The 22,761-nt window shown below is 48.8% G+C and carries 20 protein-coding genes and 1 tRNA gene; 8 read left to right on the top strand and 13 right to left on the bottom strand.

Annotated elements, in window-relative coordinates:
- The first annotated feature begins 478 nt into the window (after positions 1-478).
- The 3 genes from BLV87_RS09460 (at position 479) to BLV87_RS09450 (ending at position 3,952) form a co-directional block, all read left to right on the top strand.
- Positions 479-1,906, top strand: a complete 1,428-nt coding sequence (locus BLV87_RS09460; RefSeq protein WP_425441551.1) for an integron integrase — start codon at positions 479-481, stop codon at positions 1,904-1,906.
- A 181-nt stretch (positions 1,907-2,087) separates the two neighbouring features.
- Positions 2,088-3,038 (top strand): AEC family transporter, encoded by a 951-nt coding sequence (locus BLV87_RS09455; protein ID WP_093067933.1) that lies wholly within the window; start codon positions 2,088-2,090, stop codon positions 3,036-3,038.
- Between the two features lie 80 nt (positions 3,039-3,118).
- Entirely contained in the window at positions 3,119-3,952 is an 834-nt protein-coding gene (locus tag BLV87_RS09450) for a methyltransferase domain-containing protein (RefSeq protein WP_093067930.1), read from the top strand.
- Here the strand turns inward: BLV87_RS09450 and BLV87_RS09445 are convergent.
- From BLV87_RS09445 to BLV87_RS09430, 4 genes are read right to left on the bottom strand one after another with little or no spacing between them, the layout of a single operon-like run.
- Positions 3,921-6,233, bottom strand: coding sequence for a hypothetical protein (locus BLV87_RS09445; RefSeq protein ID WP_139282153.1), 2,313 nt, complete (start codon positions 6,231-6,233; stop codon positions 3,921-3,923). The two genes, BLV87_RS09450 and BLV87_RS09445, sit on opposite strands and share 32 nt — an antisense overlap.
- Positions 6,234-6,293: 60 nt before the next feature.
- Positions 6,294-7,784 (bottom strand): hypothetical protein, encoded by a 1,491-nt coding sequence (locus BLV87_RS09440; protein WP_093067925.1) that lies wholly within the window; start codon positions 7,782-7,784, stop codon positions 6,294-6,296.
- 58 nt (positions 7,785-7,842) lie between these two features.
- Positions 7,843-8,133 carry an MGMT family protein gene (locus tag BLV87_RS09435; protein WP_281241314.1) on the bottom strand — a complete coding sequence of 97 codons (291 nt, stop codon included), beginning with the start codon at positions 8,131-8,133 and terminating at the stop codon, positions 7,843-7,845.
- A 14-nt stretch (positions 8,134-8,147) separates the two neighbouring features.
- Positions 8,148-8,723 carry a carboxymuconolactone decarboxylase family protein gene (locus tag BLV87_RS09430; protein WP_175517896.1) on the bottom strand — a complete coding sequence of 192 codons (576 nt, stop codon included), beginning with the start codon at positions 8,721-8,723 and terminating at the stop codon, positions 8,148-8,150.
- 217 nt (positions 8,724-8,940) lie between these two features.
- Between BLV87_RS09430 and BLV87_RS09425 the strand changes: the two genes are divergently transcribed.
- From BLV87_RS09425 to BLV87_RS09405, 5 genes are all read left to right on the top strand, one after another.
- Positions 8,941-9,017: transfer RNA gene (locus tag BLV87_RS09425), tRNA-Arg, on the top strand.
- 213 nt (positions 9,018-9,230) lie between these two features.
- Positions 9,231-10,931, top strand: coding sequence for a biosynthetic-type acetolactate synthase large subunit (ilvB, locus tag BLV87_RS09420; protein ID WP_093067921.1), 1,701 nt, complete (start codon positions 9,231-9,233; stop codon positions 10,929-10,931).
- 8 nt (positions 10,932-10,939) lie between these two features.
- A complete protein-coding gene (gene ilvN, locus BLV87_RS09415) occupies positions 10,940-11,434 on the top strand; it encodes an acetolactate synthase small subunit (protein ID WP_093067920.1) in 495 nt (164 codons plus the stop codon).
- Between the two features lie 43 nt (positions 11,435-11,477).
- Positions 11,478-12,488, top strand: coding sequence for a ketol-acid reductoisomerase (ilvC, locus tag BLV87_RS09410; RefSeq protein ID WP_093067954.1), 1,011 nt, complete (start codon positions 11,478-11,480; stop codon positions 12,486-12,488).
- Between the two features lie 12 nt (positions 12,489-12,500).
- Positions 12,501-13,262 (top strand): heparan-alpha-glucosaminide N-acetyltransferase, encoded by a 762-nt coding sequence (locus BLV87_RS09405; RefSeq protein WP_217629969.1) that lies wholly within the window; start codon positions 12,501-12,503, stop codon positions 13,260-13,262.
- On the opposite strand, the gene BLV87_RS09400 is transcribed toward BLV87_RS09405, so the two are convergent.
- The 9 genes from BLV87_RS09400 to BLV87_RS09360 all read right to left on the bottom strand — a co-directional run bounded on the left by BLV87_RS09400 (position 13,237) and on the right by BLV87_RS09360 (position 22,702).
- Positions 13,237-13,731 carry a hypothetical protein gene (locus tag BLV87_RS09400; protein ID WP_217629968.1) on the bottom strand — a complete coding sequence of 165 codons (495 nt, stop codon included), beginning with the start codon at positions 13,729-13,731 and terminating at the stop codon, positions 13,237-13,239. The two genes, BLV87_RS09405 and BLV87_RS09400, sit on opposite strands and share 26 nt — an antisense overlap.
- On the bottom strand, positions 13,728-14,186 hold the full coding sequence (locus BLV87_RS09395; protein ID WP_093067914.1) for a CopD family protein: 459 nt from the start codon (positions 14,184-14,186) through the stop codon (positions 13,728-13,730). The genes BLV87_RS09400 and BLV87_RS09395 overlap by 4 nt, the downstream gene beginning before the upstream one ends.
- Before the next feature lie 14 nt (positions 14,187-14,200).
- On the bottom strand, positions 14,201-16,378 hold the full coding sequence (locus BLV87_RS09390) for a GumC family protein (RefSeq protein WP_093067911.1): 2,178 nt from the start codon (positions 16,376-16,378) through the stop codon (positions 14,201-14,203).
- Positions 16,379-16,431: 53 nt separating this feature from the next.
- Positions 16,432-17,520: an acyltransferase family protein gene (locus BLV87_RS09385; RefSeq protein WP_093067909.1), complete on the bottom strand. Its 1,089-nt coding sequence runs from the start codon at positions 17,518-17,520 to the stop codon at positions 16,432-16,434.
- A 14-nt stretch (positions 17,521-17,534) separates the two neighbouring features.
- Positions 17,535-18,935 (bottom strand): undecaprenyl-phosphate glucose phosphotransferase, encoded by a 1,401-nt coding sequence (locus BLV87_RS09380; protein ID WP_093067906.1) that lies wholly within the window; start codon positions 18,933-18,935, stop codon positions 17,535-17,537.
- 310 nt (positions 18,936-19,245) lie between these two features.
- Complete coding sequence (locus BLV87_RS09375; RefSeq protein WP_093067903.1) at positions 19,246-20,070, bottom strand: glycosyltransferase; 825 nt, start codon at positions 20,068-20,070, stop codon at positions 19,246-19,248.
- The gene (locus tag BLV87_RS09370) at positions 20,070-21,002 is read right to left on the bottom strand and encodes a glycosyltransferase family 2 protein (RefSeq protein ID WP_093067901.1); all 933 of its coding nucleotides are present in this window, start codon (positions 21,000-21,002) and stop codon (positions 20,070-20,072) included. The genes BLV87_RS09375 and BLV87_RS09370 overlap by 1 nt, the downstream gene beginning before the upstream one ends.
- Positions 20,999-21,424 (bottom strand): acyltransferase, encoded by a 426-nt coding sequence (locus BLV87_RS09365; RefSeq protein WP_245706978.1) that lies wholly within the window; start codon positions 21,422-21,424, stop codon positions 20,999-21,001. Before BLV87_RS09365 ends, BLV87_RS09370 begins: the two co-directional genes overlap by 4 nt.
- Positions 21,425-21,466: 42 nt before the next feature.
- A complete protein-coding gene (locus BLV87_RS09360) occupies positions 21,467-22,702 on the bottom strand; it encodes a hypothetical protein (RefSeq protein ID WP_245706977.1) in 1,236 nt (411 codons plus the stop codon).
- Positions 22,703-22,761 lie beyond the last annotated feature (59 nt).

Raw genomic sequence — 22,761 nt, 5'->3', positions numbered from 1 at the left:
CTAAGGTCTTTGATTCAAGACAATCTGGTTTTCTTGTTAGGGACTAAACAAATTCAAAAAATGCCAGAAGTTCTAACAGCTATCTACGAAATGGAAATAGATTAATCCTAAACATTCTCACCCTGTCCATGCAGGGTGGGACTCTAACCTTGTGGGTTCCACAGAATAAAAAAAATCGCCATAAACAAACCCCTAGGCGACGCAAGGAGCGTCCCCAGCACCAAGCCCCAGATTGGTGCTTGGGTAAAGGTTTATAAGCGAATACAAAAACAACGGTATACAAATTTGAATAGTGCGATACAGAACGTATCTAAAGGAGGGAGAACAGAGGGAGGAGCGAAAGCAATTAACAGTTTATTGGGCGGAATCTATGTCTAACAGACTAGGCAGCCTGCGGATAATCAGTGAGCAGACGCCGCCTATCCTGTTCGTAAAGCCTTCCGTATAGTCTCGGATTATCATGCGTTGTGTATCCCCAATGGCACTGATTTTCATGGATAAGAAGCATACACGAACCCCAGTCGAATCAACAATGGCGTATTCCCATGAGTTCTGGGAAAACTATTCACTTTTTCTTTTGAAACAAAATGTTAAGAAGGGTGTTGTCTCATGGTATGTATTGCGTACCAAGCAGTACATTGCCGAGTTTCCCGATGAACACATTCGTACCCACACCCCGCATCATGTGGAACAGTTTCTGAACAAAGTGGGGCGTGAAAGCCGCCTATCACCCTGGCAATTTGGGCAGGTGGTCGATGCTATACGGATTCTGTTTAGTCTGGCGCTGAAGCTCCCCTGGGCGCGTGATTTCGATTGGGAGTACTGGCGTGAGTCAGCGAAGCCCCTAGAAGTGGATCATGCGACCGTTGCCCGCGATTACAGCAATGTGCTGGATGGCCTGGCGACGCTCGACGGCGAGGAGCGTTGTTCCCATGAGCTTTACCAGCGTTATCAGCCTGCGATTGCCGAAGTGGTGCGGGCGATACGCCTGAAAAATTACTCCATCCGCACGGAACAAACTTATCAGTTGTGGGTTTCACGGTTTTTCTATTTCCACAAACCCGATAATGTGCGTGACCTTAATGGGCAACACGTGAAGCATTATCTGGAATATCTCGCGCTGAAGCGTCATGTCTCGGTGTCTACGCAAAAGCAGGCGTTAAATGCTTTGGCGTTTTTGTTTAATCAGGTGTGGCAAAAGCCGCTGGATGATCTGGATGAATTCATCGGGGCAAAGCGCCAGCGCAAATTGCCGGTGGTGTTATCCCGCGAAGAGGTGCGCCGCGTCTTCCAGCAACTCAAGGGCACACACCATCTGATGGCAGGTTTGCTCTATGGCGGTGGTTTGCGGCTGATGGAATGCGTGACCTTGCGGGTGCTGGATGTCGATTTCGATTACAACCAATTGCATATCCGTAATGCCAAAGGCGGCAAAGATCGGGTTGTGCCATTGCCGGAGCGTTTTAAGGAGGCGCTGAAAGAACAGCTTGCCTTGGTGGCGCGTTTGCATCAGATTGATTTGCGTAACGGTTTTGGCGAAGTGTATTTGCCCGAAGCCTTGAGCCAGAAATACCAGAATGCGGCGCGGGAGTTGCGCTGGCAATACGTGTTTCCTGCCAGTGCGGTCAGCGTTGACCCGCGTACCGGGTTGGTGCGCCGTCATCATCTGCATGAAACCAGTTTGCAGAAGATTATCCGCCGCGCCGTGAAACAGGCGGGGATCACCAAGCACGCGACCACCCACACCTTCCGCCATTCCTTTGCTACCCATCTGCTGGAATCCGGTTACGATATCCGCACCGTGCAGGAATTGTTGGGGCATTCGGATGTGTCGACCACCATGATCTACACCCACGTTCTTAATACACCCGGTATCAGTGTGCGCAGCCCAGCCGATATGATCTAAGTGCTATGGAAGAGACGCTACCGCCCTGATCTGCACCGACCATAATCCGATGAACTGTGATGATTTTCTGACGAGATGGCTGTAATTTACACTTGATTTGCGTGAATTACAAAAATTAATCGCACATTAAGCCTCATTACATGCAATTATTCGCGTTTATTTGCACGCACGCAGGTGTGAAATGCTCGAATTCTGGAACACCATCCTGTTTTCTTTGTCGGTCACGGGGCCGATTTTTATTTTGCTGGCGTTGGGGGCATGGCTCCGCGAGCGACAGTCGATCAGCGATGCGTTTATTGAGGCCGGTTCACGGCTGGTGTTTACCTGGGCATTGCCTGCGCTGCTGTTTGTCAGCATTGCGAAGACCCACATTGATGCGACGACTAACTTCCCATTGATCGCTTATGGTTTGGTCGCGATGCTTGTCTTGTTTCTGCTGACGGAAATTTTGGTGCATTTCACGGTGCAACCGCCGGAAGATCGCGGCGTGGTGGTGCAAAGCATTTTCCGTTCCAATATGGCGATTATCGGTCTGGCTTATTGTGTGAATGCGTATGGCGAGGTGGCGTTGGGAGCGGCGTCCTTATACGTGGGAATTTTGAGCATTTTGTTCAATATTCTGGGGGTAATCACCCTGAGCCGTTCTTTGCATAAACACCAAGGTGTTGGGCGGATGTTGCGTAATATCGTTACCAACCCGTTGATTATTGGCATTGTGTTGGCCTTGCCGTTTGCTTGGTGGGATGTGCGCCCGCCCGCCTTGCTGATGAAAGCAGGCGAAACCCTGGCGGATATGACCTTGCCGTTGGCCTTGTTGTGTACCGGCGCATCGCTGGATTTTCACACGCTAAAACAGGAGATGAGCAAAACCTTATTGGCAACATTCAGCAAGTTGGTACTGATTCCTGTGTTGTTTACGGCGGGCGGTTGGTGGTTGGGCTTTCGCGGCATGGATTTAGGTATCTTGTTGCTGATGTCTTCAGCCCCAACCGCTGCGGCGAGTTACGTCATGGCACGGGCAATGGGCGGTAATGCGACACTGGCGGCGAATACGGTGGTGTTGACGACGCTGGGTTCATTGCTTACCACGAGTTTGGGGGTGATGATTTTGCAAGGGCGTAGCTTGATGTGATGCTTACGGAGCTTACGGCTTTGGTTAGGGGCTGATCATGCTAAACTGCGGTATCTTGTACTCTCGCTTCCAGGAAGATAATGTCACTTGCACACCTTGATTGTCGCCCCTTCGCCGCGTTTTGTGAGGGGCATCATGCCGCTGCCTGCGCCATTCCCAGCGCAGAATTACCCGCCCGAATGCACGAACTTCCCAAAACCAGTGAACCGCTTGCCTTATACGGTGTTGGTGATGACCTACACCAAGCTTACGCATTTCTCACCAGCAAAGGCTATCACGTAGCACAACAAACCGAATGGACGCGGCAAGTGGAGGCGATGTTACAAGCCGAAGGTTTATGGCAGTGTGGGGAACATTCCCAGCGTTTATGGCAGCCCGCGCCGTTGATTGCACGTTTCGTCACAGAATTCATGCCCCTGTATGCGCTTACACCGGGCGAGGGTTTGGATATTGCGTGCGGGGCAGGGCGCGATATGGTGTATCTTGCGATGCACGGTTGGGCGATGACCGGTATTGATTACATTCCCGCTGCGTTGCAACGCGCTCAACAATTGGCGGCAACTCAGCAGGTTTGCATTCGTAGCGCGTGTGTGGATTTGGAAACCGGTACGGATCCGTTCATTCATTACGCTAACGGGCAGTTTGATCTGATCACGGTAGCGCGTTACTTGCACCGCCCGCTGTTTCCTTGGCTGCAACGCTTACTAAAACCGGGTGGTATTCTCATCTACCAAACGTTTATGCAGGGAGCGGAACAGTTCGGTAGCCCGCGTAACCCCAACTTCTTGCTGAAGCCGGGGGAGTTGGCACAAATATTTGCAGGTACTGACATTTTGCTGGATACGGTAGAAACACTGGACGATGGTCGCCCAGTGTCTGCATTTATCTGTCGGCAGGTGGCAAGCTTTCCTTGATGGTATCCAGCGGTACTTCGATCAGGTTGGGTACATCGAGGGTGAAGGTAGTGCCGCTGTTGTCTGCATCTGTCGCAGGAACCTCAAATATGACGTTGCTGCTGGGGGGGGTAATAGGTTCTGGTACTGCGTTTTCTAACTGAACGGGTGGTAGTTCGGTTGTGGTAACGTTTATGGCATCCTGCACGGGAATATCCGGGGAAACTCGAACTTCCATCGGGGGATTCGCCGTCGGTACCGCTTCGGTTGAAGTAGCCATTTCAGCGGCTTCAGGGTTTTCTGTTTCCTGAGCTGGGGCAGGGGTGGCGACGGGTGGTGTGGCGGTGATGGTCGCGGTTGGTTCAGGCTTTGCGGGTTCCGGTTGGGTGGGGGCAGTGGTGGCAGGCGTTTCTGGCTCGGTGCCGGGGGTAAACACACCCATTGCCAAGGTTTCACGGTAACGCTTTTCTAGCGCGATTTGTTCTTCAACGTGATTATCCAGTTTGTATTTGCCAATCAGGGTTTGGCTATCATTCAGGGCGGTGCGAGCCTTGTCGGTATCACGTTTACTCAATAGTGTACGGGCTTCTTCCTGTTGGGCTGCTACGATCTTTTCCAGCAATTTCATGGCATCAGGGTGATCCGGTGTTTGTGCTAGCAGAGGGCTGAGGTAGGCAATGGCACTTTCACTGCGGTCATCGCCACGGCTTAGGTTGCCATAGCTAATGGCTTGTTGTGCACGTTCTAGGTATTGTCTGCTGTTGGTGTCATCCGTATCACTGGGTGCTGCGGTGGTTTCAGGTGGGATAGTGGCGTTTGTGGCAGGTGTTTCCTGTTCTTGTGCTAACGCTAGTTTGCGCTGCGCTTGGCTGACTTCGGCTTCTAAACTCACTTGACGTTTTAGGCTGTCAGCCAAGGTGAATTCGGTGATCAGTCGGTCAGTGGTGCTGAGTAGTTTGTTGGCTTCTTCCAATTTACCCGCACTGAGCAAGGCTTCGGTTTCGGCATGTTGGTCGGTGATCAGTTGCGTTAGCAGTTGCTGTGTTTTGGTATTGTCTGGCTCTAGCGCTACGGCTTGGCGTAGGTAGTCGAGCGCTGCGGGCTTACCGGTGCGGATAGCGTCGGCGGCTTGCTCTTGTAGTGTACTAAGGTTATTGGTGGGTTTGGCTTGATTCGCGGTTTCAGCGGCGAGTTTGTCGGCTTCAGCTTGCACACTGTCTTGATCCGGCACGGGGGGAAGACCACGTTCCCCGACCAGTGTGGCGGTGTCTGCGGCATCAGGCTGGGGCGTGTTGTTGGATGGAATAGCCTCTAAGCCAGTGATGCGCGTGTCTGCGGCATTTTCTGGTGGCTCACCCCAACTGGAGAGTAATTGGTAAGTGGTGATGGCTACCGCGCTGGCAGCGACCAATGCAACAGCGGGTAACAATAGCTTTTTTTGTTGCTTGCGTTGCAAGATGCGTAATAACGCGGTGGGTGTTGGCTGGCGAGCCGCACGCTTTAAGTTTAGCCCTTGTTGTAAGGCTGCCCATGTATCAGGGCGTAATTTGCGGATGCTACCGGGGGCAAAGTTGCGTACCGCTGCTTCCAGGGTAGTTTGCTTGCCAAACGGTGGTAAGCCTTGCAGCAGGTGATAGGCTAAACAGGCTATCGAAAAGGTATCGTCTGCGCTGGTGGGGGTGTCGCCCAGTAGCACATCGGGGCTGATGTAGCCGGAATGCAGCGTGTGGCGGGTGTATTCGCTAGGTGGATTGCGGTACGCCATGCGCAACGCAGCCGCAACAGGGGCTGTCAATAAACAAGGCGCTTTTTCAGTCAGCAGGATAGCATTCGGTTCGGCATAACCAAACACGCCGTCTGGCGTTTGGCTGGCAAACACATGCTTAAGATTGTCCAGCAATTCTAGCGCTTCGGGGAGTGGCATTCCCCGGTCATCCAGTTCTGCTAGGCGTTCGGAAAGTAACATGCCGCTGATATTACGCATCACCATCCAGCGCGTACCGTCGGCGGTTTTGCCATCATCCAAGAGCTGAGGCATACCGGGCATTGATTTTTGGTAAGTGGGTAAGACGTGCCCAAAAACTTGTTCAAATACGGGGTCTTGTGCCAAGGCGGGCAATAATGTGAAGGCCAATACATTGGCTTGTTCACCGTTGCCTTGGGTTTGTTTTAGGTCTTGTGCCCAATACAGTTTGCCAAGCGCGGTATTTGCCATGCAGCGCCGCAGGGCATAACGCTCCTGAAGGATTGGCAAATTTTGCCCGATAGTAGCATCCACAGAGGGTCGGTTTGAAAATGGCATAATGCAAAAGCTCCCGCGAATCACCGCCGGTTATCATTAAAATGCGGCGATTATAAAGGATTACTTCGCTTTGAGCACATCTTCATGGAATAACTGCCCGACAGCCTCCAAAGCAATCAACTCATCGGCATCACCGGTGATGGTGGTGACCATGTGTGGCGGGACGAATGCACCCGCACCCAGCGCTTTGGGGGCAACGATTTGCTGCGCGGCCTGTAACTCTGGCGCAATGGCTGCCCGCAATGCTTCATACGATTCATAATTGCGCCGCACTTTGGCAACTAAGGTATCAAACAGCATTACCAGTGGTGGCGGTGGTGGATTAGTGCGGCTAAAGCCCATTGAGTGAAAAATACCGGGTTTTAACCACAAGAGTAATTCGGCTTGCGCGTTGGAGACTTCCCACGTTTCACGCCCCTTGCGGGGGATGGCGGTTTTGATGAAGTTTTCAATCATGTCGGCAACATCCCAAGGGCGGAAGACTAGCCCCCCGCCTGCTAAGGGTCTGCCGGGTAAGCGGTCTTTGAGTGCTTGCAGCCAAGTGGGGGCAGGTTCTAAGTCAACCAAGCGGTTTTGTTCGGCATTTTGCACAAAACCATCTGTGCCATTGCCGTAGTAGTCTAGGTATTTGCCATTGCGCCAAAAAGCTTCACCTTCATTGAGCATGGCGCTGACTTTTGCCCATTTATCTGCACCAAACAGGGCGCTAACACTGGCTTGGTTTAGCGGGGCATTTAAGCCGAGGTTGAGGGCAAGGTGCATTCCCGCTTCGGAGCAGTATACTTGTTCAGCTTGGCTGTGTAAGGTAGCCAGCGCGGTACGGCTACCGAGTACCGCATTGAGCACATTCCCCCCAAATTCCATTACTTTTGCATAGCTATTGGTCATCAGGTTGTCATTGCCGTTGTAGTCGGGCGGGAATTTGGTGACTTTTTGTAACAGCATCGACCAAGTACGCACATTATTAACGTAAGCACGTTGTTCTGCGGGGGAAATGTCTCCAAGAAAGCGAATGCGCCACAGCAAGGATGGGTAATCTTTCGGATTCACATGCCCCGCCGCATGTTGATTGGCGTAGCTGCGTGGGCTGTCGGTGGCTACCATGCCGTTGGCTACTCCAATGTAATTGCGGATGTGGGTAATGCTAAACTTGAGCATTTCCAAGCCTTTTTCCTCATTATGAAACACGGATTGCACAATGTGGCGGTTGCCGGGATTGTGGTGTGAGGAACCAAGATACCATTCGCCGGGTTGGATAAAACGCAGCAGATCACGCTGCTTGGTTTTCCAGACATTTTGGTAGGCAATCAGGCGTAAGTCTTTGTCGCTGTGGATGTGGGTGGGGACTTCTTCCCATTTGCCGCCGACTTCGATCAGTTTGGTGACGAGACTGCGGTCAGTCTTGAGGGTGGGGTCTTTCCATAACGTTTGGGCGCTGGCGGAGTTGATGGTATAGGCAGAAGCCGGTAAAGGCCGGTCGTAACGGGCTTGTGGGTTTTGCGTATACCAAGTGTTGGCTTGCGCCAGCGTCATATCAGCGAGTCGTGACATCAGTTTCTCCCTCTGTGTTGTTGCCCTATCTATTTAAGTATAGTGCAGCATTTCAGCATTAGGGTTGCCAGCGAAAACGTTTTAAATCAATGTTGCCATTGGCATCGAAGACGATGCCTTCCGCTTCGAGTAGATGACGTTGGTGCAAGTCGCCGCCGGGGTAGGCGCGACCAAGACTGAGTTTGCCTTGCGCATTAATAACACGTTGCCAGGGTACGTCGGAATATTCGGGGAGGGCGTGTAGGGCATAACCCACTAAGCGAGCGTGTCCCGGTAACTGGGCTAGAGAGGCTACGTCACCGTAAGTGGCGACATAGCCTAATGGAATTTGCCGCACGATGGCATAAATGCGTTGGTGCTTGCTCAGGCAGCAACCTCCAGCAGTTCGGACTGTTCCAGTGCATGGACAAGTTGTGGAATTTGCGAAAGTGCAGGTGCGCCATCCATGAGCAACGCAATAGGCATGACCTCGAAAATTTCTTCTGGGCTTGCACCAAACTCACGAGCGGCTTTGACGTGCATGTCAATCAAACGTGCATCTTGCTGCACCAACGCGATGCCCAAACCGACTAATTCACGGCAGCGACGGTCGATACAGCCTTTACTAAGGGAAAACTCGCGCCATGAGTCCATCCAAGCTTTCCATAACTCAGTGTGGTGGTGTTCGGGGCTGGCTTGCACATACAGCGCTACACGGCGTACTTGCAGCATTTCGGTGTCAGTTGCACCCAGTTTAACGGCGGCTTCAGTATGGATGTCGATGCAGCGATGACAGCCTTTTGCAAGCGCAATTCCTAGTGTAATCAACTCTTTATGTTTGCGATCCAGAATGCCTTTTTTGGTGCTTTCTTGGGAAAGCTCCCCAATGATTTCCAAAAATTCGCCCAGCCCGTAGGTGCGTGCCCGTTTTAGGGATTGCATGAAATCAGTGTCTACCATAGTCGTTATATCCTTTTTGTTGCGGTGCAACCAAACTGTAGCATAGAAAGCGCGAGGTGCGTTATTTCATCTGCTAAGCGTCACGAAAGTGTCAAACTGGCTGCAAATAGTGTGCCGATGATCAGCGTTGCGGGTGGTTATCACTTTTCTGTAAAATTTTTTAATTTTTTGCTTGACCGACTCTGAACAAGTTAGCATAATGCGCACCTCTTCCAGCGCATCCGTAGCTCAGTTGGATAGAGTACCTGGCTACGAACCAGGTGGTCGGAGGTTCGAATCCTTCCGGATGCGCCATTAAATTATTTCGTGGTCTTCCGCGATGCACCAAAAGCCCTTGCAGGCTCCAATCTGCCGGGGCTTTTATGTTTTGGAATGTGTCTTTAATTTGTCTCCACAGTTTGTTCTTAAAAAATCAATACTCACAAGCTTTTTGGGGTGTAATCCCCAATCCATTCGTATTATGATGCGAGTCTTTTCCTTCGCCATTAGCGATTTACGGAGTTTACAGTGGAACTGACCGGTGCCGAGATATTCGTCGAGTGTCTGAAAGAGGAAGGGGTTGATACCATCTTCGGTTATCCTGGTGGAGCTGTGTTGTTTTTGTACGATGAATTGTACAAGCAGCACGACAAAATCAACCACATTCTGGTAAGACATGAGCAAGGGGCTGTACATGCAGCCGAGGGTTATGCCAAAGCAACCAATAGGCCGGGAGTGGCGCTGGTAACATCCGGCCCCGGTGCAACCAATGCCGTGACCGGCATTGCAGATGCGTACATGGATTCTGTGCCGATGGTGGTGTTCACCGGGCAAGTGCCGCGCCATCTGATTGGGAATGATGCATTTCAGGAAGTGGACATCGTGGGTATTACCCGCCCCTGTGTTAAGCATAACTTCTTGGTGACAGACGTTAAAGACTTGGCAACAACCATCAAGAAAGCCTTTTATATCGCCAGTACAGGCCGCCCCGGCCCAGTGTTGGTTGATATTCCTAAGGACATTACCACGGCACGGTGTGAGTTCCATTACCCCAAAGAAATCACCATGCGTTCCTACAACCCCACGGTCAAGGGTAATAAACGTCAAGTACGCCGCGCCATTGACCTGATGCTGGAAGCCCAAAAGCCCGTACTGTATACCGGCGGTGGCGTGGTGTTGTCAGGTGCAGCGCATGAGTTAACCGAGTTGACCCGTGAGTTGGGTTTTCCGATTACCAATACCCTGATGGGGTTGGGTGGCTTTCCGTCAATGGATAAGCAATTCATAGGCATGTTGGGGATGCACGGCACGTATGAGGCCAATAATGCGATGCATCATGCCGATTTGGTGATTGCTATTGGCGCACGTTTTGATGACCGTGTAACCGGTAATATCGAAAAGTTCTGCCCCTACGCCAAGATTATTCATGTTGATATTGACCCGGCATCAATCTCTAAAAACGTGAAAGTGGATGTGCCTATCGTGGGTGATGTCAAAAATGTCATCGTCGATATGTTGGAGGAGTTCCGCAGCCGGAATGAACGCCCCGATGCGGAAGCCTTGGTAGCATGGTGGAAGCAAATCGACGAATGGCGCAAAGCCGACTGCCTGAAATACAATCAGGATGTGAATGCAGCCATCAAAGCCCAGTACGTAGTCGAAAAGTTCTGGGAAGTGACCAACGGCGATGCTTACGTGTGTTCTGACGTGGGTCAGCATCAGATGTGGGCAGCGCAATACTACCGCTTCAGCCAGCCGAACCGTTGGATCAACTCCGGTGGTTTAGGCACGATGGGTTTTGGTTTGCCAGCCGCGATGGGTGTGCAAATGGCATTCCCTGAGGAAACCGTCGGTTGTATTACCGGCGATGGCAGCATCCAGATGTGCATTCAGGAACTGGCGACGTGTTTGCAGTATCACTTACCGATCAAGATTTTGTCGTTGAACAATGGCTACCTCGGCATGGTGCGCCAGTGGCAAGAGTTCTTCTACCAGAAGCGTTACGCCATGTCCTACATGGAAGCACTCCCTGATTTCGTGAAACTTGCGGAAGCCTATGGTCACGTTGGGATGCGTATCGAGAAAGTGAGTGACGTGGAAGGCGCATTAAAAGAAGCGTTGGCGATGAAAGACCGCTTAGTTTTCATGGATTTCATTACTGAACGTGAGAACAATGTATTCCCGATGGTGCCTGCTGGCGCAGGTCAAAATGAAATGATTCTGGTATAGGTGACAAAATGCGGCATGTAATTTCCATTTTAATGGAGAATGAAGCGGGCGCGTTGTCGCGTGTTGCCGGTTTGTTCTCGGCACGCGGTTACAATATTGAGTCCCTGACGGTTGCGCCTACCGATGACGCAACGCTGTCACGCTTGACACTGGTGACACGCGGTAGTGAAGAAATTGTGGAACAAATTGTCAAACAACTCAATAAGTTGATTGATGTTGTTAAAGTGATGGATCTTGCCCAGTATGCGCATTTAGAGCGTGAAATGATGTTTGTCAAAGTCGGTGTTGAAAAAAATGCGGCTTGTGAAGCGGTTAAACGCTTATCGGATATTTTCCGGGGCAACATCATTGATGTGAGCGATAAAACGTACACGATTGAGCTGACTGGCGACCGCAGTAAGTTGGATGCGTTCGTGAATGCACTGCGAGACTTTCGTATTATTGAAGTAGTACGTTCTGGTAGCATGGGCATCGCCCGTGGCGAAGCGTCCCTACACGTTTAATTGATTATGATATTTTGGATTTAAGGTAAAAGGCTTTATGGCACTGAATATTTATTACGATAAAGACGCTGATCTTTCTATCATTCGCGGCAAGAAAGTCGCCATCATCGGTTACGGTTCACAGGGTCACGCCCATGCTTGCAACCTGAAAGATTCCGGCGTTGACGTTACTGTTGGTCTGCGCAGCAACTCCCCGTCTGTGGCAAAAGCCCAGAACGCTGGTTTGAAAGTTGCCCCGGTTGCTGAAGCCGTCGCGGCGGCTGATGTGGTCATGATCCTGACCCCGGATGAGTTCCAAAGCCAGTTGTACCGTGATGAAATCCAGCCTAACCTGAAGCAAGGTGCTACCTTGGCATTTGCACACGGTTTTGCGATCCACTACAACCAAATCGTGCCACGTGCTGATTTAGATGTCATTATGATCGCACCCAAAGCACCGGGTCACACCGTGCGTAACGAGTTCGTCAAAGGCGGCGGTATCCCTGACCTGATCGCCATCCAGCAAAATGCTTCTGGTAAAGCGAAAGAGGTGGCGCTGTCTTACGCTTCTGCTATCGGCGGCGGTCGCACAGGTATCATTGAAACCACATTCAAAGACGAAACCGAAACCGACCTGTTCGGCGAACAAGCGGTGTTGTGTGGCGGTGCGGTTGAACTGGTTAAAATGGGCTTTGAAACCCTGACAGAAGCCGGTTATGCGCCAGAAATGGCGTACTTTGAGTGTTTGCACGAGCTGAAACTGATTGTTGATTTAATGTACGAAGGTGGCATTGCCAACATGAACTACTCCATCTCCAACAACGCGGAGTATGGCGAGTATGTGACAGGCCCTAAAGTTATCAATGAGCAATCCCGTGCAGCGATGCGTCAAGCCCTGAAAGACATTCAGAATGGCGAATACGCGAAAAACTTCATTCTGGAAGGGGCTTCCAACTACCCATCTATGACGGCATACCGTCGTAATAACGCCGCACACCCTATTGAACAGACGGGTACAAAATTGCGGGCAATGATGCCGTGGATTCAAAAGATCGTGGATAAGTCTAAGAACTAAGGTTCTCTTCTCTTGCTGTTTTCCAAACCTTCCTCTCCTATGGGGGGGGAGGTTTCCCGCCTTGAATGGCCGGACGCATTACGCGGTTTGGCTGTCTTCTTGATGTTGGTCTTCCATAGCGCGTATGACCTGAATCATTTCGATTTGCTCCAACTTGATTTATTGCACAGCACGTTCTGGCCTGCTTTTCAGAAAGCAATCGTGGCATTGTTTGTGGGCGTTGCGGGGATTAGCTTAGCGTTGGCAAATCGGCACGGGCTGCATTGGCAACGCTTTTGGCGGCGTGAAGGGCTATTGTTGGTCAGTGCTATGTTGGTGAGTGCTGGCAGTTACGCAGTCTTTCCTACGAGTTGGATTTTTTTTGGGGTATTGCATTTTATGGCGGTTGCCAGCGTGTTAGCCGTACCGTTCCTGCGTTTGGGGTGGTTAAATCTGCCGCTGGGTCTGCTGTTGGTGCTATTACCGCAGTGGTTGGCTGATCCCTTATTTAATGCTGCATGGTTGCAATGGTTAGGGTTAGGTACGGTGGTCAGCAACACCAAAGATTACACACCGTTGTTGCCCTGGTTTGGGGTGATGTTGTTAGGTATTTATGTTGGAAACCGGCTGGAACATTGCGAGCAATGCTTGAAACCCTTACCCCGTTGGTTTTGGTTGCCGGTCTTATTGTGGTTGGGTAAGCACAGTTTGGCGGTTTACTTATTACACCAGCCTTTGTTAATGGCACTGTTTTGGTTGGTTGCCAGCCTTATGTTTGGCGTAACCGGAAAATGACCTCATCAGTTTGTGTGAGTAAGCCATGCTGAATTAACCATGTGCGGGCATCTTCTGCGTCTTCCTGAAACCAGCGCTGTGCTGAACCCAGCCGGAAGGTATAACCCCATGTATCCATATCCTGCAAAGCACGTTCACGTCCAAACCCAGCGACATAATCTGCCAGTAGAATTTGTAGGTAACAGACCGCATCTTCCTCGCTGTATTCACCGCAAGCATCGGTATGCAGCACAGCACGGCGTTCTTGATCCATGCAAATGGTGTGGCAGCTTTCGTGTAACACTGAATGCAGGGGCGTGTCTTGGCGTACAAACACACTCAAACCAATGATACCGGCTTCGTCTTCATGCCAATAACTGCCGGGGATGGGTTGCTCATCGGCGACGGTTTCCAATTGTAAGCCGTAGCGTGCGAGCAGAGCGGCAACACTGTCTATCCCACTATCCCGTAAACGCAATACGTCACTCACAGGAAATATTTTCCGCCAGCCGCCACCAGAGTGGTGATCACGCCGATCAGGGTGTTGATGCCGACAAGAACACGAATTTGCGCGAGTGCTTTGCCGCCATCCGGCCAGCTTTGTGCTGCAACGGCTTTGCGCAGTTTCTGATAGGGGGCAAAATATACGTGAAAGAAGATCAGCATCATAATCAGACCTAGCCCATTCATGATATGCACGAACACGGGGGCGTTGGCAAAACCACCAAATGGGCCGAGAAGCATCCAATAACCGGAGGCCAGAATGGTGATGATAGCCGCCCATACCCAGGGAAAAAAGCGTCCAAAGACGCCATTCCACAAGGTTAAGCGTTGGGGTGGTTCGAGGATCGTCGCGGCAACGGGGCGTAACGCCATGTACGCAAAGAACATGCCGCCCACCCAAATGACAACGGCTAGAACGTGTAAAGCCAGTGCGATAGACATGGTATGTCTCCTGATTACAGTTTTTTCAAGGCAGTCAACCATTTGCTCACTGCGCTGGGGTTTACCTGCTGTTCTGCTTGGTAAACGTAACCACCATAGTCATCGCCATAACCGCTAGTCAAGTCAACGCGATTCAGTAAGATGCCGACGAGTGGTGCTTGCGCACGACGTAAACGGGTTAGGGCATTTTCCAACATGACCATACGGGTATGTTCAGCGCGAACAGTGAGCAAGGTAGCAGAAGATTGTGACGCTAAAATCAATGCATCGGCAAGCCCTAATACCGGTGGGCCATCTAAAATGATTTGGTCAAAATCACGTTTAGCGCTTGCTAACAAGGAATGCATGTGGGGTGAAGACAGTAATTCAGCAGGATCATCCGGCAAGCTTCCAGCAGGGAGCAAATATAAATTAGGAATATCGGTGGTTTGAATCAATTCGCGATTATCCAACGCGCCAGAAAGGTAGTTGGCTAAACCGTTAGATGCGTGAATACCTAAGGTTTTGTGTAATGAAGGGTTGCGCAAATCCGCATCAATTAACAGTACACGATTCCCAGCCGATGCATAAGCACATGCTAGGTTACTGGCGGTGGTGGTTTTGCCTTCATTAGGGCTGGTACTGGTGATAAAAATGATGGGAGTATCATCACTGTGGTGTGAAAAACGTAAGCTGGTACGCAATGAACGGAAAGCTTCAGCGATAACGGAACGTGGCTTGCTGATAGTGGCAGTTGCCAGTTGTCGGGTGTTAACATCTGTCGTTTCAGCCATTACCCCAAGTACCGGAAGTTGGGTAGCCCGTTCCAGCTCATTAATATCTTTGATTGTATCATCCATAAATTCACGCATGAAGGCGGCGGATATGCCTAACAATAATCCGAGTAAGCCACCGAATAACAAATTGGTGGATAAATTAGGCTTGAATTTTTTGAGTGGCGTTTGTGCAGGGTCAATAATGGCGATGTTGTTGGCAACCACACCACCGGCAATATTGATTTCTTTCAGGCGTTGTTGCAGGTTTTGGTAAAGCTCTTGATTGGTTGCGACTTCTCGCTTGAGCGTGCTATAAGCGATGGTTTTGTCTTGCTCTTGCATGGCTTCGGTTTTTGCTTTGGTTATGCCTTCGCGGATCATGCTTTCGTTGCGTTTGGTGGCTTCTAGCTCATTTTTGAGAGAATCCCGTTTGGCAGCAACTTCGATTTCAATGTCGTTTTCGAGTTTGCTAATCTCCTTGCTTAAATTAGCAAGCGCTTGTTTTTCCTGTTGGGCTTTGAGCTTGTCGAGACGCTGTTGCATCGCTTGTAGGTAAGAAGTATCGTTTTCCAACACGCCGATACGATCGCTTAGTGTACGATTTTTATCGGTGAGGATTTCGTATTTGCTTTCCTGTTCAATGCGCTGTTTTTGTACTTTGATGAGTTCTTCAGAAAGCTGTTTCAAGGCTAGTGATGATGTGGTGGATTCCTCACCGTCAAGTTGGAAAATTTCATGTTCGCGGGCGTATTGGTTCAAACGTTGTTCAGACTCATCCAGCAGCGCTTTGGTTTCTTGCACGGTTTTATTGAGGTATTCGGAGGCATCGGTGGTGGCAGACAAACGCCGTTCGGTATTCATGTCTTTGAAGGTACGAACGATTGCATTGGCAATGTCAGCAGCTTGCGTAGGGTCAGATGAGGTATAGTTGATGGCGACTAAACGTGAGTTTTTAACCGGTTCTACGGTTAGATTGTCCAGCAGCAGATCTTCGAGTGCCGTTTGTTGGCTATCGGCATCGGGGGTACTGAACCATGCTTTTATCTGACCAATAATCGAGGTGCTGGAGAGTTTTTCTTCTAGTTTTAACTTAGTGATAACTTGAGCCGCTAGTGCACGGCTGCGAATTAACTCGAATTGTGTTTGGTAAAAATCGCGAGTATCGCGAATGTCGCCAGAACCTAGAATATTGTCAATGTTCACGATCTTGCTGGATTCACGTTCGATTTGCAGTGTCGCGGTGGCTCGATAAACGGGTTTGCTCAATAGCGTGATGAGCAATGCTAAGAGTAAGGTAAGTGCTGTGATCAACATAATCATGCGTCTGCGGCGTAGTAAGGTACGCCCGAACTCACGCAAGTCAAGTGTATCTGGTTTTTTCAGCAAATCAGGCGCGTAAGTGCTGGTTTGATGGCGGTTGTACTGGTCATTTTGCATGATATAGAGGGTCTATAGGCCAAGTTGAATAGAGCGCCCGATTGTAGCAATTCTTAGGGGGCACGGTTAACAAAGTTGTTGATTAAGCGTCGTAGTGGTGCTTCAAAAAACCAATAAGAAAATAAGGCACTGATGGTTAGTAGCATGATAAAGATGTAAAAATGCAGTGCTCCATCAGCCTCTATCCCTACAGGCATCAGTTTTTCATAAATGCCATGCAGTGGTTTTTGTAAGATATACAGTGAAAAACTGGCCTCACCCAGCAATACCAGCCATTTGTGTTGCAGAAACTGGCTAATTTTTCCAGTATTCAGTGCAAGGAGGACTATAAATAATAAAAATAGCGGGGCAATCAGGCCATTGGTGTAGTCAAACGCAATACCAGTGCTGTCTATTATAGGTTGGCGAGTAATCAGCATCATGATGATGAATGCTAACACCAGCACCAGCCCACTGACATTTAAGCCAGGGCTACTTAAGCGTTGCAGCTTACCCATTTGTAGCCATGCTCCTGCGATAAAGCCAATGATAAATGTATTGAGATGCATGAGCGGATGGTAAAAAATAACATCATGCAATAATCCTCGTGGGGTGTACGCTTCTGTATTAAGCAGGAGGGTATGCCCAATTTGAGTCACGAACCACAGCAGACCGGCTGCAATGGTGAGGTGTACCAAGTGATAACGTTTCACCAGCAGGATTAACAGAGGGAAACACAAATAGAAAAATGCCTCTACTGATAATGACCAGCCGGGCGAATTTAACGTTAAAGGGTAGCTTGGTATCCATGCTTGCAACATGCTCAAGCTAAGTGCGACGGTTAACGGTTCACTACCAGCACTTTGAAACTTCGCTGCTATCATCAGCAACAGTGCTAACAGGTATACAGGGTAAATCCGTGCGACTCGTGCCCACCAATAGCGTCGCATATCAAAGGCTTGCTGTGACTTATCGGGTCGATAATAAGCAATTGCCATGATAAAGCCGGAGAGTACGTAAAAATAACTGACGGCAATGGGGCCTGCTGCCAATACCGGGTTTACCCACGCCAGATTTGCCGGAAACACGGTTGTGCCGTAGTGAAAAAACACGACCGTTAGCGCTGCGATGTAACGGGTGAAGGTAAGTTGTTCGATTATCACTGCTTTATGTGGCTCTAGTAAGCATTTTTGTCATACAAAGTCTTGAAGACCGTCACAACAATAATCCTCAGATCCAGCGCTAAGCTCCAGCTACGGATGTATTCCATATCAAGTTCTACACGCTTTTCCATTTTAAAGAGCGTATCGGTTTCGCCACGCCAGCCATTCACTTGCGCCCAGCCAGTGATACCAGGTTTCATTAAGTGGCGACGCATATAACCGGGGATGAGTTGGCGGTATTCTTCATTATGAGCGACAGCGTGCGGACGCGGCCCCACAATCGACATATGGCCTTGCAGTACATTGAAAAACTGTGGCAACTCATCCAACGATGTTTTACGCAAGAATGAACCTATGCGAGTGATTCGGCAGTCATTACGGGTTGCCTGTTTAATGTTGCCACCATTTTCACAGACTGTCATGGTACGGAATTTCAGAACTTGGAATTTTTCACCTCGCAAGCCATGTCTTGTCTGCTTGAATAAGACAGGGCCGGGTGAGGACAACTTAATCGCAATAGCAATGACTAGCATCATGGGTGACACGAGGACTAAAATCAAGGCTCCCAGAAACAAATCTTCTATGCGCTTGATTAATGCCCGTTGTGTAGACATTGGGGCATCATAAATACGTAAAACGGGGGTTTCAGCGATTTCCATGTAACGGCTGTGTAACAATGAGTTGGTGAAGTCGTCGGGGATAAGACGAATAGGTGTGATCGTATCTGACAGTTCATTGATCAGACACAGAGAGAATGTTGACTGTCCCGATGCTGGTGCAAGGTAAATCTGATCCCACTCGCCTGTGCGTGCTGCTTCTTTCATCGCTTCTGCATTACCGAGGTTGGCATAGTGCCGTGGCAGTTGAAGCGCAGAACTATTGTCTTCCAAATGGTAAAACCCAGCAATTTGAAACCCAGAATCGGGTTGGCTTTCAATCATTTGAGCAAAATGTAAACCTTGCTGGGTGATGCCAGCAATGGCAATGCTGTGGTTGTTAATGCCGATACGTTTGAGGGAAGCTTGTAAGTTACGTAGAGCATAACGGCTACTGATTAGTAGTAGCGGCGTGATAAATAACCAGCCTATCAATACAAAGCGTGAAAATTCTTCTGATGTTTTTGCAGCAAAAATAATAAAAATAAGGAACAAAAAGGTCACTAACCAAGTCACAATAAGGCGTATAACTTCGTCACGGAAGAATGGTCTTCCACTCCACGATGTGTAAATATCGGTAAATCGACCCACCAAGCCAAACAGAAGTGAGGTTCCGAGGCCGATGCTTAAGTAACCTTGGATATTGTAAGTGCTTGAATGTAAAGATGCGAGGATAACGATCCCCAGAATAATTAACGTGTCTGTACCTCGGTAGATCAGTTCAGCGCTGATTTTGTTATTTGTCTTCAAGTTTTCCATTCAACCGTTATCCTCTAACAATGGCTGCACCAAACGCCATCATGGAGTGTGTTGTTAACCAGCGAGCATAGGCTAGAGGGTGATGTAAAAAAACAACACGTTAACTCGCTGTTACAAGCAAAATAATAAATGGCACAAAAGCCCCATCTATTTGTTATTCAAATAGTTCTTTTGGTTATCAGGCAACCGTGATGACACTCGAAAGTTGCTGAAACTGGCTTGTAATATAGCTCAGTTGGGGAGTTTTGTCGTAAAAAAAATACAAACGGCATTTTCTTATAAGTATTCGGTATGAACATGATGTGATTTTTTAACGTGAAGACTGGTCTTTTTCCCATGTATAGGTTTGCAAGTGGCGATATTGCTGCTTGGCTCGCCAGCGAATGAAACTTGCAATGAACACATAGACGATAGTAGGTACAGCATCACGACTCATTAGTTTATCAAACAAGATGCGGGAATACGGTTTTTTGTCTGGTTTCATGCAGAACTTACTAGCCGCTAACTGCATATTACCTAAGCGTGCACGTGTTTTAATCTTGATTAACGAAGTGAGATTACGGGGAGCGTTAATAAAGATTTGTGTGTCAGCAATATTATGACGTTCGTGAGGCTCAAATTGGCAACGCACAAAACCGTCATCATTGATAACAGGAGGAAACTTCTGGAAACGTTGATGGCCTTCCCGACTAATGACATAGCTACAGGTAGCCACCACGCCTTCGCGAATATAGGGCAGTTGCAACCAAATACGATAATACTGCCGGACTGCCCAAGAAGATTGGGATGTGTCAATAACCGGTTCGGGTGCAGCCAACAAGGGGCTACCACTCGCCATTATTTGTGTAATCGCGTGAATCGCATTAGGTGATAGACATGTATCAGCATCAAGGTAAAAGACGGGCCAGCTAGTGACATGTTTTTCAGCTTCATTCAAGGCATTGACTTTAGAGGGGATTGCAATCTCTAAGCAAATCGCTTGCGGGTATTCGTTGCGTACAATGTCAGCCGTATTGTCGGTGCATCCATTACAGGCCACGATCAGTGTCTCTAGATCTGGCTGATCGTTGAGACTATCTAAGCAACGCCGGATAACGCTCGCTTCATTGTGTGCAGGAACAATCACGCTCGCCATTAACGATACCCCCTCAACCAGTCTGCACGTTGTGCAAATACGGTTTGCCATTCACGTCGTTGTTCTGAGCGTGGTTTGAAAACGGTATGTAATATATATTTGTTCAGCACATAGAAATACAGTAAAGCTTTGTAGGCAGGGCGTTGCCACGCAGCTACGTGTCGATTGAACAACTCCACTTTACCTTTGAGTAACTTGATTTGTTTGCCAGAAAAGTGACTATGACTGACCCCCCCGTGATGGATAATGCGGGCATCAGGGGTGACTATTGGCTGATAACCAAGGGTTTTGGCACGTAGGCAATAATCGGCTTCTTCGGCGTACATGAAAAAGCTGGCATCCAGCCCACCGAGTTTATCCCACAATTCACGGGTGGTTAGAAAGAAGCAACCGGACACAATATCCACGTCTTTAATGGTATCGCGTGTCCAGCAACCGTAGTTGGCGTTATTGAATACGCAGGTTTTATTGAATAACTTACTTAAGCCTACGGCACTATAAAACAGATCACGTAAGTTAGGTTTGCTCCAGGCATGTTGGGTATTCAGGCTCATATCGTTATTGAGGGTAACGCCGCTCCAAATACCGCTATCCGGGTAAAGTCTGGCGAAGTGCAATAAACGATCTACGGCTGCATTAACAATTACCGTATCTGGGTTTAACAACAGCAGATAGCTACCTTTTGCCTGTTGTGCGCCCAGTTGCACTCCTCCTGCAAAGCCCAGATTTTCCCCAGATTCAATCAGCATCACTTGCGGAAAAAACTGACGAATCATCGCGACAGAACCGTCACCAGAGGCATTATCCACCACGATGACCTCAAAAGAGGTCAATTGGGTTTCGCGAAATAGCGACTCCAGTGCACGGCGGATGTAACTAGATGTATTATAAGAAACCAGAATGATGCTAACGTCTGGTGTGGCAGTGATCATACCAATCTCCCATAAGCAATCGTCTGGATGCCGGAACGCACTACTTTGGCTGGATTACCCGCTACAATTGAATGCGCAGGCACATCTTTGGTAACGACACTACCTGCTCCAACAATGACCTGATCGCCGATGCTGACTCCCGGCAAAATAATCGCCGCACAGCCGATAAAACAGTTAGTCCCAATGCGAGTCTTTTGCTCGAATTGCCCACCATGTCGTCGGGTAGCATAATCATGCGCAAGGATAATGGCATCGAATGCAATATAAGTTTTTTCCCCAATTTCAACACAGCGAGGGTTCGTTTTGTCCAGCCTTGCCTTAAAAGAAATCCGTACATCGGGTGCGATATTCATGCCATAAATGGTGCGGAAATACCAGGTGCGCAGCCACAGTAGACTGTCACGAAACCATACCAGCCACATAAATACTCTTTGATTAATAAAACGCAGTCTCATGTCTTGTCTTTAATTTTCACGGTTATCGTTGAGGTTAGTATTGTGGGAATTGTCTGATGATGCCAATTCTTCCGCCTGACGGTTCCATAAAGGATAATAGTGTGCCCAACCAATTGCCCCCAGCATAAAGAAAAACAGGGGTTGTAACTTACCGAAATAATCCACCGTAAAGCCGATTAGAATCAGTGACATGAACGACATAATCCAGGCAGATACCATCCAGCGGTGTTGCTCACAATGGTGATGCGCAAGGTTGAGGGTATGGAAAACAGCATACAAGCACGCCAACAGCAATAGAATTAATGCGAACAAACCGTGCTGGAGAATCAATAATAGCCAGAAACTGTCAATGCTATTCCCCATCCATTCCATCCAATACGGGCGTGTCCAATCGTGATGCGCGATACCCAGAATCAGGTTGTCACGGATGTCATCGGTGGTGTATTCCCACTGCAAAATACGGAAGTAGCCTGTATTGGGGTTAAAGGTCAGGTAAGAAATGAGGATCCCGAAAAAACCCCTGTTAGAAAATGCTTCAATCAATAAAGCGGTGGCAAGCCCGCCAAAAAACATCGACAGCCAAAACTCACGGGCGTTTTGCCAGAATCTAACCAATATGGCAGTAAATCCCTGAAAAATAATGGCTAATAGTGGCGCAGACGATAACGTTAAAATCATCGAGGTGACTAATCCACCCAATGTTAATACATGTCCGGTACTACGGTAACGTAATACCAGTAGGATGGCGAACGGGAAGAACAAGGCCATCAAGGTTCCGTATAAAATCGGATGCTCAAACAAGCTGGTCGCCCGCATAATGCCATTGCGGATGTAATAATGCGTATACAAGCGCGGGTCGAGAGCCTGATTACCGGTAATATTCTCCGCCACTTCATGTAACACGCGGTGTTGGGTAAAGGCTTCGTAACACGTCAACGCAGTGAGTAAAGCTAAGAGCGTAATAAAAATTTGGTTTAGCCGATAAAAACGTTGCGGTGTGATAATAAACAGACGGGCGAGATAAAAAGCTCCCAAGGTTTCGATAGCGAAAATTCCAGTGGATTCCACCGCTTTTTGAAGGCCATGATTATGCAAAAAGCTAGCGAATACGAACCCCGTTAATGCTATTAGTAAAATATCTACTAAATCAGCTTGTTGAAGCGCCAGCCTAAAGTTAAATGCCGCATACAGCAATGCTAAACCTAATATGAAACGGTAAGCTTCAATTCGTACTGATCCCACCATGAAAAAAAATTCAGAAGGGATAAATGTTGATATAATGAATGAGATAGCAATAACTCTTA

The organism is Thiothrix caldifontis (assembly GCF_900107695.1).
In the GTDB taxonomy this organism is placed as follows: Bacteria; Pseudomonadota; Gammaproteobacteria; order Thiotrichales; family Thiotrichaceae; genus Thiothrix; species Thiothrix caldifontis.
This window is presented reverse-complemented; position numbering and strand designations above follow the sequence as displayed.